This window comes from Bacillus crepusculi (assembly GCF_014764715.1).
Classification (GTDB): Bacteria; Bacillota; Bacilli; order Bacillales; family Bacillaceae; genus Bacillus.
The window spans coordinates 62019-75471 of sequence record NZ_JACXXE010000004.1 but is presented as its reverse complement, the minus strand read 5'-3'; the positions used below and the strand labels follow the sequence as shown (position 1 = coordinate 75471).

Here is a 13453-nt window from a genome sequence, read left to right as displayed (position 1 = left end):
CATCACGGCAAACAAGATAGAAAAGATGAGCATGTCCAAAAGTGTCACCCCTTTATTTGGGTGTACAATGCCAAACCAAACCCATTGCAAAGCAAAAGAGATAGCAAAATAACTGATGGATTCTTTCATAATTTTCCCCATTTCACTTATTTTTTTGACCTTGTAGCCACATCATCCAAATGAAGAAGGAACCGATGACACATGATAGTAAAGTGATGGGCGGTAAGGTGTGCCAGCGAGTCAGCCCCTTTATAAAACACATATAAAAAAAGAAAATGGAAATGGATACGAGCAGCCATTGCTTGAACCAACGGGGAACACGCAGCCAAGCCGCTAGAATGATAGATAATAGCTTATCCAATGAGATAACTCCTTTTTTGAATCTGATTGGATTTTATCGCAAACAACCAAGTTTGTAAAATATGGATTTCAGAGGTTGGAATGGTATTCTTCGAGCATGAAACATTCTCGCTGCACTGACGTATAAGATAAAGGAACCTCATGAAAGGAAGCGATCAAGTGAAAAGAATACCAGTGATTTTCTTCAGATATATTGTCTTCTTTATTCCAGCGATCATTATTAGTATCATGGTGTGGAATCATTACCAAGATGACTTAACGGCAGGGAAAGTAACAGAATATGAGGTCAAACGAATTTTCACATTTGATGAAGGAAAACGAGTGGTGAGCGCTGTTTCAAAAGACCAGCAGCTCCATTTTGTCATGTATGATCCTCAATCAGGAAAAAGAATCAGTGAATGGATCACAGCAAGCGATTCGTTTAATGAAATGCTACCATCCATTCAAGGAAACAATCTCTTACTTGCTTTAAAAAATAAAGACGGGCAGCTGTTGATTGAGAAGCTAACTCCAAGCGGAGAAAAAGAAGAGCTCGTTAAGCAAAAACTACAGATACCCTCGTTTTTAAAAACGAATACATATCGATGGAATGGACGGCTCGTGTTTACAGGAGAAATGGAAGGCGCCGCTGCGGTCATCGGTGAGCTAAAGAATGGTCAGTTTTATATGCACAACCTCAACCAGCTAAAGCTGCCAGCAAGGCCAGTCTCCATGGATGCAGTCATGAATTCCTTTAGAGGGCAGACTCCTATTCCGATATTTGAAGTCACCTTGAAAAATGATCAGAAGGCGCATGTTAGCGGCATTTCAAACCACAAGCATCAGCTTGGCGTCTATGTATCCAAAGGCGCTGAACCGTTTAGCCTCATTGAAGATACAGTGGAGAAGCGGCTGAAAAAAACAATCGGATCATCACAGGACTTTGCTATCGCCGCCGAATCGGAATATCCAAAAAGGGCAAGGAAAGTGAATGCAGATGGAAGGCTTGGGGAAGTCGTCCCAACGCCAAAACCGATTTATCAAACGTACGTGTACCAGCTTAATGAAGAAGAAGTTCTGATTGCAGGGTCTACAGCAAAGGACGAAGCAAGAGGCAAGCTGACGGGGTATATTTATAATCATCGCACGAATAAAGCGACGTCTGTCAGCAAGCTTTTTCAGTCGTTGTCATATGAAACTTTACAAAGAGAAGGGCTCTCTTTCAATAAAAATGTGAAGAGCAATTGGCTTTATTATTCATTCGACAATCAATTAACGGGTGCTTATGATACGTCGAGCAGCCAGCTAAAGGAATTTCCTTTGCAAAAAATCATCTCAATCGAAAACGCCAGTCCAGCTCATCAAACGTCTTTCGAGACCTTTACACAATATGTGATGAAAGGCGGACCGCTCATTCTCAACTGGGCGATATGGCTCTTTATTCCACTGCTGTTATTTGTGCTAGCGATTTTCCTGTCGCCGATTTTGAGACTGGTGAGAAAGAACAAGATGAAGGACAGTGTCACATTAGAAGCCTATGTTGTGTCTGTGAAAGAAACGGGCACTTATATCAACGAACAGCCAGTTGTCAAAATACAGCTTCAATTTCAATATGATGGAGAAAACATTGAACAGGCGGTTAAAACGGTTGTATCCTACACCCAGATACCGCAGCCGGGTCAGCGTATCGTCATTCTCTATCATCCGAAGAAGAAAAAGGCGATGCTTTTAAAAGAGGGTGACTCCTCCAAGCCAAGCGAGCCAAAATTCATCAAAGGCGCTATTTTAAGAAAAATAGAATCATATGGAACTGTAGGACGAGGCACCGTCTTATCACTTACTTTTGAGTCAGATCAGAAAAGTTACATCATTCCCATGATTCAAGCCGCTGGTTTTCAATTTAAAACTGGAGAAAAAGCCGATCTGGTCGACATCAACGGTCAGGTGAAAATGGCTGCCTATGGTCATGAAGTGCGGAATCGCTCGGGGGAAGATGTGACAGTGACAGGTACTATCCAGCGTGTGAAGCAATACCCAATTGCCATTCATGAACAAAAACCTGTCCTGCTGGAAGTGGCGGTTTCAAGCGGAGAGCAGTCCGTCACAAAAACGGTCAGCCAATTCATCCCTGATCATATGCAGGTCACATCAGGAACTCAAATCATGATCCAGACAAAGAAAGAAGAGCTGGATAGAGAAATGGGTCTTATGCAAGAGAAACAAGGAAGCGCAAAAGTGACCAATATCGAATTTGCTGGGGTCATCGGCAACCTGCCGTTAGCGCTCATTCAGGTCGAGAGAGACGGCATGCTATATGAAGTGAAACAGCCAATCGATCCAATTACTAGCGTATTGCCTGGGGATGAATTATGGGTAGCGTATCACGACATGACGCGTCAAGCAGCCATTGTGAAGTATGCATCGATTTAAAAAAAGCGTTCCTTACCCGAACGCTTCAGCGTGTAGACAAACCCTTGCATGCTGCGCTCGACCTGCATGCCGGTGCTCACGAATGTCAAATTCGCTCCGCTCCGGCATGCGCCCTTCCTAGGGCTACAAAAGATTTCATTCACGCTGAAAAGAAGAAAAAGGGCTAAAACGATTATTCGTTTTAGCCCTTTTTGATTAAGACTTTGTATCAAATTGGCGGAGCACCTTATCATAGGCGAAGTTGCCGAAAGGAATGAAGGCCGCAAAAAAACCGGCGATGGACCATTTTAAATGCCAGCGAACTTTAAATGTCACATATGCCAAAACGAGCATATAAATGACAAACAATGCGCCGTGAAGAGAGCCTACAATGGTGACTGCCATCGGAATATCCGCAAAATATTTTAGAGGCATGGCAATTAAAAGAAGGGTTAAAAGAGACATACCCTCAATAAAACCCGCCTGTCTCAGACGGCTAACACTTGTATGCATATACAATCCTCCTGTATAAAAGCTAGTTTCTCATCTTCTAATATAAACGAAAGATGTCTGAACATGCTAAAATCTACGAAAAATTCAAAATATGTTCATGTAATGCTTAAAAAATGGGAAAAGGAAGAGTTACTCATCTTTGGTCGTTTCAGAGAGTACTTGCTTTAAGTGCGACGCATCATGTAATAAATGATCTGTCATCGCTTGAACGGCTTCCGTGGAGCGCCGTTCTTTCAATTTAGCGAAAATGGCTGCATGCTCCCTTTGAATTGTCTCAGCGCGCGTTCCGCCGCTAAAATGGAAGATACGGCAAAAGTGAATGAGTGCATTCACATGATTCAATTGTTTACATAAGCGATGATTATGACTGGCCAGCATGATGTTTTGGTGAAAGGCCTCGTGTAACTGGACGATGTCTTTAGATGGAAGCTGCTGCTTAATCGCTTCGTCTGCCTGCGTGAGGACTTGTTCGATTTCATCTATCTCTCTTTGCGCGGCTTCCTTGCAGGCAAGCTCAACAGCAAGCGTTTCTAAGGAGACCCGAATTTGATAAAGCTCCTCGACATCTCTTTCCGTTAACGTATAGACGGAGTAGCCTGATTTATGATCAGCGATTAATAGTTCATCCTTTTCTAAAAGCCTCATCGCCTCTCTAACCGGCGATCGGCTCACCCCAAATTGCTTGGCAAGCTGTGTTTCATTGATGCGTTCACCTGGCTGAAACTGCCCATCAAATATCATTTGCTTTAGCTGTTCATAAAATTGCATATAATATGGTGCTGGTCTTTCCATCTCGAATGAATTCATCCCATCATTCCCTCTTTACACATGATCTTTTGTCTCATGTTATCCAAGTTTTTCCCTCTAGGCAAGCCTGCATTAAAAAGTCAATATCGTACAATCCAAGAGAAAAAGGGTGTGCTACACTAATGATCAGTTCAGTGAAAAGAGGGGATTGACATGAAAACACAAGAGGAACGAACTGTACATTTTGATCAAGACTTGCAAATAGAGGCGTACCGCTTTCATGGCATCATGCAAAAGTTCCCGAATCATTTTCATACATACTATGTGATTGGGTTTATTGAGGATGGTCAAAGACGGTTGATCTGCCAAAATCAAGAATACATCATTGAAAAGGGAGATATTCTTCTTTTCAATCCATATGATAATCACGCATGCGAGCAGATTGATCACAGGACACTAGATTATCGTTGTTTAAATATAGAAGCAGATGTGATAGAGAAGATGTTTCAGCATAAGCCGCATTTTATCGAAGATGATTAACCAATATGGATACCACATCATTCAGGTGACGAGGCGTGTCTTTTTCTACGGGTTGCTTTGGATGCTTCCACTGATTTGGCATTTTAAGGTTCGGTTAGATTGGGAGCGATTGACGAATCCGTCGTTGGCCTTTCACTTGCTATTTTTAGGCCTGTTCGCATCTGCGATTTGTTTTCTGACATGGAGCTTTTCGGTGAAAACGCTCGGTGTGGTGAAATCAAGTATATATATTTATGGAGTTCCCATTATCACGATGGTCATTTCAATGATCGTTCTTCACGAGCGATTGACTCTGATGTCAGTACTCGGAACGACACTGACATTGGGAGGTTTGCTGCTTTCAAATAAAAAAGAGGCGTGGAGAAAGAATCTGAAACCCCCGATGCTTTTGCAGGATAAAAAGGCGCTTTGATCAAAAAAGCGTCTTTTTGTCCATTGTAAGAACAGGTACTCTTTAGTAAACTCAGATTAATTGGTCGACGGTCGACCGATGACAAAGGGGGAAAAATCAATGAAATATGTTTCAATTGCGGCGATACCAGGTGACGGGGTTGGGAAAGAGGTTGTGCCTGAAGCCATACGAGTATTGAAAGCGATATCAGAGGTGCATGGCGGTCTGTCTTTTATCTTTCAGGATTTTCCATGGAGCTGTGAATATTATTTAGAGCATGGAGAGATGATGCCAAAGGATGGATTGGATCAACTGAAAGCCTTTGATAGCATTTTCTTAGGGGCTGTCGGAGATGCCAATTTAGTGCCTGACCATGTATCACTCTGGGGATTGCTCATTAAAATTAGACGAGAGTTTGAACAGGTGATTAACGTCAGACCTGCAAAACAGCTGAGCGGGATACGCTCACCGCTTGCTCAGCCAAAGGATTTCGATCTTCTTGTTGTGAGAGAAAATGGTGAGGGTGAATATAGTGAAATTGGGGGCCGAATTTATCAAGGAGAAGATCAGCTTGCCATTCAAAATGCTGTTTTCTCAAGAAAAGGGACAGAGCGTGCCATGCGCTTTGCTTTTCAATTAGCAGAAAAGAGACGAAAGCATGTGACAAGTGCAACAAAATCAAATGGCATCGTTCATACAATGCCATTTTGGGATGAAGTGTTTCAAGACGTATCAAAGGACTACCCAGAAGTAACAGCAGATTCACAGCATATTGATGCGCTCTCAGCCTTTTTTGTGACAAGACCTGAGAAATTCGATGTCATTGTGGCCAGTAATTTATTTGGCGATATTTTGACTGATCTTGGAGCTGCGATTATGGGGAGTATTGGCGTGGCGCCTGCCGCCAACATCAATGTGAATGGCAAATATCCATCCATGTTTGAGCCTGTACACGGATCAGCCCCAGACATTGCAGGAAAAGGGATCGCCAACCCGATTGGTCAAATGTGGACCGCTAAACTCATGCTTGATCATGTCGGAGAGGAAGAGCTGGGCACACACCTTCTTGACACCATCGAATCAGTCACAGCAGACGGCTTTTTAACTGAAGACATCGGCGGAACCTATCAAACACAAGAAATCACAAACGAAATCATCAAGCGCTTGAAGAAATAATCCGTCATTAGAACCACATCTCCACGTCTGCTATAATAAAAGGATGGATAGAAGAAAGAGATGTGAAATTTCGTGTCAAAAACAGTTGTATTAGCAGAGAAACCTTCGGTAGGACGTGACCTTGCACGTGTGCTGAAGTGTCATAAAAAAGGAAATGGTTTCTTAGAAGGAGATCAATACATTGTCACGTGGGCGCTTGGCCACTTGGTGACACTGGCTGATCCAGAAGGCTACGGGAAAGAATTTCAATCCTGGCGCCTAGAGGATTTACCCATTATTCCAGAACCACTCAAGCTTGTCGTGATGAAAAAGACAGGGAAGCAGTTCCAAGCGGTCAAAGCGCAGTTGGCGAGAAAAGATGTAAAAGACATTGTCATCGCAACAGATGCTGGACGTGAAGGGGAGCTTGTGGCAAGGTGGATTCTTGAAAAAGCACATGTGAAAAAGCCTCTAAAACGTTTATGGATTTCGTCTGTTACAGACAAAGCCATTCAAGAAGGGTTCAAACGATTAAAAGACGGCAGAGAGTATGACAACTTGTACCGCTCTGCGGTGGCGCGTGCAGAGGCAGACTGGATTGTAGGGATCAACGCAACAAGAGCGCTGACAACGAAGTTCAATGCGCAGTTATCCTGTGGACGTGTGCAAACGCCAACGATTGCTATGATCGCCAAGCGAGAGGAAGACATTCAGCAATTCCAGCCGAAGCCGTTCTTTGGGCTGACTGCACAAGTAGACGGACTGACGCTGACTTGGCAGGATGCAAAGACAAAACAAAGCCGTACATTCCAAGAGGATGTAGTGAAGGAGCGTTTGGCAGCCTGTAAAGGAAAACCTGCAGTGATTGATGCACTGAAAAAAACAGCGAAAAAATCCTTTGCTCCAGGATTGTATGACCTGACAGAATTGCAGCGTGATGCCCATAAACGCTACGGTTTTTCAGCAAAAGAAACACTAGCTACACTTCAGCGATTGTATGAGCAGCATAAGCTCGTGACATATCCGCGTACAGATTCACGTTTTATTTCAGCGGATATCGTTCCTACATTAAAGGATCGATTAAAAGGAATGAACGTTAGACCGTACGCGCAGCATGTGAACCGTATTTTGCAATCAGGTGTGAAAGCGCACAAAGGCTTCGTCAACGATGCCAAAGTGTCGGATCACCATGCCATCATTCCAACCGAGGAAGAGCTGTATCCTGGTGCGCTAAGTGATAAAGAGCGTAAATTATATGACCTCATTGCCAAACGATTCCTGGCTGTGCTCATGAATCCTTTTGAGTACGAGGAAACAACGGTTATCGCCAAGATAGGCAGTGAAACGTTCACAGCAAAAGGGAAAATCGTTCAATCACCCGGCTGGAAAGCGGTGTACGATGATTCCTATGAAGACGAGGAATCAGCCGAGGCAGATCAGCATCTGCCGCTACTTTCAGAAGGCCAGTCCCTTGAAGTACGACAGCTGAAAGAAACAAAAGGAGAAACAAAGCCTCCTGCACGTTTTAATGAAGCAACCCTTTTATCTGCTATGGAGAACCCAGCGGCATTTATGCAGAACCAGGAGAAGGACTTAGTGAAAACCCTTGGTGAAACCGGTGGTCTAGGGACGGTAGCAACAAGAGCCGATATCATTGAAAAGCTGTTTAATAGCTTTTTAATTGAGAAAAAAGGCAAAGACATCTTCATCACATCGAAAGGGAAACAGCTGCTCTCTTTAGTGCCTGAAGACTTGAAGTCTCCTGCGTTAACAGCAGAATGGGAACAAAAGCTTTCTAAAATCGCCAAAGGCCAATTGAAAGCCTCTCAATTCATGAGTGAAATGAAGTCATATGCAAAACAAGCCGTATCTGAAATCAAACAGACGAACCAAACCTTTAAGCATGACAACGTCACTGGCACCCATTGTCCGGATTGCGGCAAACTCATGCTGAAAGTGAATGGAAAAAATGGCACAATGCTTGTTTGTCAGGACCGGGAATGCGGCCATCGCAAAAATGTGGCGAAGAAAACAAACGCACGCTGCCCGAACTGTCATAAAAAGCTCGAGCTGCGCGGAGAAGGCGATGGCAAAATCTTTGCTTGTGTGTGCGGTCATAGAGAAAAGCTGTCTGTTTTCGAAAAACGCAAATCACAATCCAATCAAAAACGAGCCAGTAAGCACGATGTGTCTAAATATATGAAGAAACAAAAGAAAGTGGAAGAACCAATCAATAATGCACTAGCTGAACAATTAAAGAAACTAAAATTAGATCAATAGTTGTGTAAAAACCCATGCGGAGCTGCATGGGTTTTTCAGTAAAATCAAGCATATCAGCATATCGTTTTTCTGAAAATGGGAATACATATGCGAAAAGACTCGTAATTTGGTATAAAATATTTATTTAAATTTAAGAAGAAACGCTCTATAATAAATCGTTGGATGCTAAGAGAACGAGAGTTGAAAGGGGACACGAATGGATACACCCATACATCGCAGGGTTATTGTTATACTGATTGTTATTTTACTAGGCGGATGTACCTGGAAACAGCAGAAAGAGTCAGCTCAACCAGCATCAGTACAGCCTGTATTGCCAGGAGAATACTTTATCACCCACCACTTAATGACAGATCAAGGCATGATTCGCACCTCTTTTACAGAGAAGCACCTCTACTTATCTGAATCGCTTGGACTTTGGATGGATTATCTTGTTCGAAAAAAAGATCAAAACTCTTTCGACCAACAGTTTGACGTCCTGCACGATCAATTTTTACTAGACCATCATCTCCTCAGCTGGGAAATTGAATCTCATCAAAAAAGTAAGGTCAACGCCTTAGTTGATGATTTACGTGTAGTGACAGCACTTCAAAAAGCAGATCAATTGTGGCAGAAGTCAGCATATCAAACCACAGCAAAAGAAATCGCAAAAGCGTTAAAAGACAAAAACATGTTCAAGGGCATTTTGACCGATTATTATGATGCATCGACAAAGCAAACCTCGCACACAATCACACTCTCATATATGGACCCAAAAGCAATCAAAGAATTGGTATCCCTCCAAATGTTCACGAAACAAATGGCGAGCAGCCAATTAGCTATTCTAAAACATGCACCGAGACAAAAAGGATTCTTTCCTAAATCCTATGACATAGCAAAAAAAGACTACTCATTTGATCAAGACATCAACTTGATCGACCAACTTTATACGGCCCTCCATGCCGAACATGCACAGGTTGATACATCTGCGATCATGAAATGGCTGAAAACGAATTTTCAAGAAGAAGGAAAATTGTACGGACGATATGAACTAAGCACTTTGAAGCCAGCTGTGACGTATGAATCGCCCTCCGTATATGCACTGGTGATCTTATATGCTCTCAATCAAAACGAGCTGGATTTTGCAAAAGATGTCTATCACCGCATGAAAGAATTACAAATCCAAGATCCTCTCAAGCCTTATTACGGGGGATACATGAACGAAACACACACACACTCATTTGATAACTTATTGCCTCTGATTGCAGAAAGGGAGCTTCTAAATGAATCGGTTATTCAGTAACACGTATCGCTTGTATTATTCTCTGCTCCTCACGCTCGCAGGTCTTATTTTGTTTATGGGCTACTTAAACGTACATGGTGCGGAGAGCTTTATGATCATTGCACTGACATTCGTCGTGCTAGGATGCGGTATTTTATTTGGTCTTTTACCAGCATTAATTTTCACCTTGATTATTTTGTTCTTTATAGGGAGCGCCATGTTCTTTACAGAGCTTGGTCACACGAACCCGCTCTTTTCCAATCAAACATTACAAGGTGTGCTGATCTGGGGTGTGGCACTTCTCTTTTTCGCCGTTTCAGCTGGAAGCTTGCATGACCGGATCAAGACGATGCAACTTACCATTGACGAACAAAAGCAGGCCATCAAACAATTTGTGGCGATTGACTCGACAACAGGATTTGACAATGCCGAGCGGATGAAACTGGAATTGTCCGAGGAAATGAAACGGGCAGAACGATACAAACAGCCCTTTGTCTTTATCCTTCTTCATATGCACTACGCAGCGGAATTTAAATCGTTATATGGCGAAAAAGAAATGCAGCATCTTTTTCAGCAATTGAGTAACAAGATCCGCAAAAGTGTGAGAGAAACCGATAAGAAATTTCGGTTATCCGAAGAACGAATGGGATTGCTGCTTACGCACACACCGGAAGAAAACGTCTCCGTCGTCCTGGATAAGCTAAAGGATAAACTGCAAACGCATGTCCTGCTTAACGGTCGTGAAGTCACCCTGACATTTCGGGTTTGTCATTTAACAAGCAGCTCGGCGTATCGTACACCAGAGCAATTTTTAGAAGAACTAGAAAACGAGATGATGATGAATGAACTTTAATCCTTTGATGAAATGCTGTTTGTTAATCGCTCTTTTTTCGATGCTCTCGTTTAAACACATAGCTTCAGTCGATGCTCTTGTCACGCAGCCGAATACCCTCATCATTTATTCGACAGAATCAGGGGAAGCGACCCCGGCTGTTCATATGCTTGATCTACTTGTCGGCCATTTTTCCAATCAAACGACGATTGTATCCGATGAACAAATGACTGAAAAGAAGGTCGATGAATTTCAGCAAGTCATCTATATCGGTGAAGCAAAGAAAAGCCTACCAAAACAAACCATTCGTGCGATCAACGAATCAAAACGTCTAATGGCCATAGGGTACAATGCCGAACAGCTTCGCCCGTTCTCCAGACTCACTTTTCAAAAGCAAGATCACACCAGTGAAATCAAATTTACACATGATCAGACCTACCGTCAGCTAGAGAGAGGTATCACAGCACGAACGGTTCAAGGGACAGATCTGCAAAGTGTCTTTCTATTGAAAAAACATCAAGCTGCTCTGCCATTTGTGGTTCAAACAAAAGAAGGTGCGGCCTATATCGGGATTTTAGATGTAGTGCAGCACAGCAAACTTCTTGCAGAAGTACTAGAGAAACTCCTTGTGTCTTCTGATCAAGTGACGACAAAATACTTACGGCTGGGGGACATCAGTCCAGCCACAGACGAAAAGAAGCTGCTAGAACTTGGACAATACGTCTCCGTACGGCACATTCCTTTTCTGATAGCAGTGACCCCTGTATGGATTGATCGAGCAACAGGTGATGAAGTGACACTGAATGACCGCCCGCAGCTCGTGAAAGTGTTGAAACAATTGCAAAGCAATGGAGCAAGCGTCATTCTTCATGGGTTTAGCCGCACGTATCGAGCGAAGGAATCTGGACAAGGCTTTGAGTTTTGGGATGCAAAGTATGATCAGCCCATTACGTCACATGAACCAAAGGAAGCCGAAAAAAAGCTGAGTAAAAGCCATTTTTCGAATGAAAAAGACTTTAATGCTTATACCAAATTTACTCAACAACAAGAAGTCAACTATATAGAAGAAAAACTGATAAAAGGCATTGAGCTTCTAGTGCAGCAAGGTCTATATCCACTTGCATTCGAGGTGCCGCATGATGCCATATCTCAACAAGGCTATCAAGTGATCTCCAGACATGTGTCCAGTCTGTTTGGGCAAGTGCAGCTGTCTGACAGCACTTGGAAAACAGTCGGTGCACCGCCACTCGTGACGACACCCGCTATGCTACATGGTATGACCTTATATCCTCAGCAATCAGTAGATACAGCATCTGACCAAGAGAGTTCAAATGTACTAACGGAACAGACGATTCAATCCATTCAGCATCTTCCATCAGCTACAATCGGGCTGTCTTATGACGTAGAAGCAGGGATAGACGGTTTACAAAATTTGATGACACAGCTGGAGGCAATCCCTTCTAGTGAATGGCTGGATGTAAAGAAAACAAAACAGACGGTCCAAACCGCACATGTACGAATCAAAACATCAGGGAATGGACATATTCAAGTAGCGCAATCCAGCATAGCAGAAACAAAAACAATCAAACGAAGCGGCATGGAAAACATGCTGCGAATTCTCACAGTGGTGGTGCTGCTATTTATTGTGGCATTTGCCTTTTATACATTGTATTTAAGACTGACAATGAAAAAACGAATTTTTAAGGAGAGAAAACCAGGTGGCTGATGTCTTATTTTATCTTTCATTAATACTGATTTGGATCATGCTCCTATACCACATGTTTCTCATGCAGGGCGGCTTTCAGCATTACCTGACCTATGAAAAAGTGCTGCCTAAATGGACAAAACAAGGGAAAGAGCTACCGACCGTTAGTATTCTGATTCCTGCTCATAATGAAGAAGTGGTGATTCGGCAAACGTTAAAAGCCATGGTTCAGCTATCCTATCCAAAACATCTCCTTGAAATCATTGTGATGAATGACAATTCCTCTGATCGCACAGGAGACATTGTGCAATCATTCAGTGAACAATATGACCATGTCCATATGATTGAAACGAAGCCGCCATTTGCAGGAAAGGGGAAATCCACTGCACTGAATGAAGGCTTGAAGGCTTCAACAGGAGAAGTGATTTGCGTATACGATGCAGATAACATGCCTGAACAAAAGGCTGTCTATCATTTGGTCCTTGGATTATTGAATGACCCCAAAGCAGGCGCTGTTGTTGGGAAATTCAGGGTGATCAATGCAGCTAAAAATCTGCTCACCAAATTTATCAATATCGAGACCATCTGCTTCCAGTGGATGGCGCAGGGCGGAAGATGGAAATGGTTTGGCATTGCGACAATACCAGGCACCAACTTCGCGATCCGCCGGCATATTTTAGAAGAGCTTGGCGGCTGGGATGTCCACGCATTGGCTGAGGACACCGAATTAACGATCCGTGTCTATAACCTTGGGTATGTGATTCGATTTTTCCCGGCTGCGATCACATGGGAACAAGAGCCTGAGACGTGGAAGGTCTGGTGGCGGCAAAGAACACGCTGGGCTAGAGGCAATCAATATGTTGTGCTCAAATTTTTAAGGCAGTTTATGAAGCTGAAACGAAAACGAATGATATTCGATTTATTTTATTTCTTCTTTACGTATTTCTTATTTTTCTTCGGTGTCCTGCTCTCAAATGGCATCTTTATCGTGAACCTATTTGTTGATCTTCACCTATCTGTAGGGGCTGTTGCACTGATCCTATGGGGATTAGCCTTCTTCCTGTTCCTAACAGAAGTGATGATTACATTAAGCATTGAGAAAACAGAGCTCACCAAACAAAACATTCTCATTGTGGCCCTCATGTACTTTACCTATTCTCAAATATGGATTGCGCTTGTCGTGTACTCCTTATGTGTAGAGGCAAAGAGCCGGTTATTGAAAGAAGAAGTAAAGTGGTACAAAACCGAGCGTTATGATCAACAACAAAAGAAAAGCGGGTGACA

General features: G+C 42.9%; 11 protein-coding genes and 1 pseudogene. 9 read left to right on the top strand and 3 right to left on the bottom strand.

Translation table 11 applies throughout. From position 1 onward, the window contains the following. Window positions 1-142: 142 nt before the first annotated feature. Window positions 143-361 carry a hypothetical protein gene (locus IEE86_RS09495; RefSeq protein WP_191096995.1) on the bottom strand — a complete coding sequence of 73 codons (219 nt, stop codon included), beginning with the start codon at window positions 359-361 and terminating at the stop codon, window positions 143-145. A gap of 158 nt (window positions 362-519) precedes the next feature. On the opposite strand from IEE86_RS09495, the gene IEE86_RS09490 reads away from it, so the two are divergent. Next, window positions 520-2769 (top strand): hypothetical protein, encoded by a 2250-nt coding sequence (locus IEE86_RS09490; RefSeq protein WP_318010276.1) that lies wholly within the window; start codon window positions 520-522, stop codon window positions 2767-2769. 195 nt (window positions 2770-2964) lie between these two features. Here the strand turns inward: IEE86_RS09490 and IEE86_RS09485 are convergent, their stop codons facing one another. Continuing rightward, window positions 2965-3261, bottom strand: a complete 297-nt coding sequence (locus IEE86_RS09485) for a DUF3817 domain-containing protein (protein WP_191096993.1) — start codon at window positions 3259-3261, stop codon at window positions 2965-2967. A 129-nt stretch (window positions 3262-3390) separates the two neighbouring features. Further along, window positions 3391-4068, bottom strand: a complete 678-nt coding sequence (locus IEE86_RS09480) for a GntR family transcriptional regulator (RefSeq protein ID WP_191096992.1) — start codon at window positions 4066-4068, stop codon at window positions 3391-3393. Window positions 4069-4221: 153 nt separating this feature from the next. Between IEE86_RS09480 and IEE86_RS09475 the strand changes: the two are divergent. The 8 genes and pseudogenes from IEE86_RS09475 to IEE86_RS09440 all read left to right on the top strand — a co-directional run. Beyond that, window positions 4222-4533, top strand: a pseudogene (locus tag IEE86_RS09475) (AraC family ligand binding domain-containing protein); the annotation flags it as partial. A gap of 7 nt (window positions 4534-4540) precedes the next feature. After that, the gene (locus tag IEE86_RS09470; protein WP_224740907.1) at window positions 4541-4960 is read left to right on the top strand and encodes a DMT family transporter; all 420 of its coding nucleotides are present in this window, start codon (window positions 4541-4543) and stop codon (window positions 4958-4960) included. A 99-nt stretch (window positions 4961-5059) separates the two neighbouring features. Continuing rightward, window positions 5060-6115, top strand: coding sequence for a tartrate dehydrogenase (locus tag IEE86_RS09465; protein ID WP_191096991.1), 1056 nt, complete (start codon window positions 5060-5062; stop codon window positions 6113-6115). Between the two features lie 72 nt (window positions 6116-6187). Continuing rightward, on the top strand, window positions 6188-8374 hold the full coding sequence (locus IEE86_RS09460) for a DNA topoisomerase III (protein WP_191096990.1): 2187 nt from the start codon (window positions 6188-6190) through the stop codon (window positions 8372-8374). 196 nt (window positions 8375-8570) lie between these two features. Beyond that, window positions 8571-9653, top strand: a complete 1083-nt coding sequence (locus tag IEE86_RS09455; protein WP_191096989.1) for a glycosyl hydrolase family 8 — start codon at window positions 8571-8573, stop codon at window positions 9651-9653. Next, the gene (locus IEE86_RS09450; RefSeq protein WP_191096988.1) at window positions 9634-10485 is read left to right on the top strand and encodes a GGDEF domain-containing protein; all 852 of its coding nucleotides are present in this window, start codon (window positions 9634-9636) and stop codon (window positions 10483-10485) included. The genes IEE86_RS09455 and IEE86_RS09450 overlap by 20 nt, the downstream gene beginning before the upstream one ends. Then, on the top strand, window positions 10475-12190 hold the full coding sequence (locus IEE86_RS09445) for a DUF2334 domain-containing protein (protein WP_191096987.1): 1716 nt from the start codon (window positions 10475-10477) through the stop codon (window positions 12188-12190). The genes IEE86_RS09450 and IEE86_RS09445 overlap by 11 nt, the downstream gene beginning before the upstream one ends. A 37-nt stretch (window positions 12191-12227) precedes the next feature. Next, window positions 12228-13451: a glycosyltransferase family 2 protein gene (locus IEE86_RS09440; protein WP_224740918.1), complete on the top strand. Its 1224-nt coding sequence runs from the start codon at window positions 12228-12230 to the stop codon at window positions 13449-13451. Window positions 13452-13453: the final 2 nt, after the last annotated feature.

What these genes read in the sequence shown, in the direction of transcription:
- IEE86_RS09485 (WP_191096993.1), bottom strand. Translation starts at nt 3,261, where the DNA reads ATGCATACAAGTGTTAGCCGTCTGAGACAGGCGGGTTTTATTGAGGGT.
- IEE86_RS09480 (WP_191096992.1), bottom strand. Translation starts at nt 4,068, where the DNA reads ATGAATTCATTCGAGATGGAAAGACCAGCACCATATTATATGCAATTT.
- IEE86_RS09470 (WP_224740907.1), top strand. Translation starts at nt 4,541, where the DNA reads ATGATTAACCAATATGGATACCACATCATTCAGGTGACGAGGCGTGTC.
- IEE86_RS09465 (WP_191096991.1), top strand. Translation starts at nt 5,060, where the DNA reads ATGAAATATGTTTCAATTGCGGCGATACCAGGTGACGGGGTTGGGAAA.
- IEE86_RS09455 (WP_191096989.1), top strand. Translation starts at nt 8,571, where the DNA reads ATGGATACACCCATACATCGCAGGGTTATTGTTATACTGATTGTTATT.
- IEE86_RS09450 (WP_191096988.1), top strand. Translation starts at nt 9,634, where the DNA reads ATGAATCGGTTATTCAGTAACACGTATCGCTTGTATTATTCTCTGCTC.
- IEE86_RS09445 (WP_191096987.1), top strand. Translation starts at nt 10,475, where the DNA reads ATGAACTTTAATCCTTTGATGAAATGCTGTTTGTTAATCGCTCTTTTT.
- IEE86_RS09440 (WP_224740918.1), top strand. Translation starts at nt 12,228, where the DNA reads ATGCTCCTATACCACATGTTTCTCATGCAGGGCGGCTTTCAGCATTAC.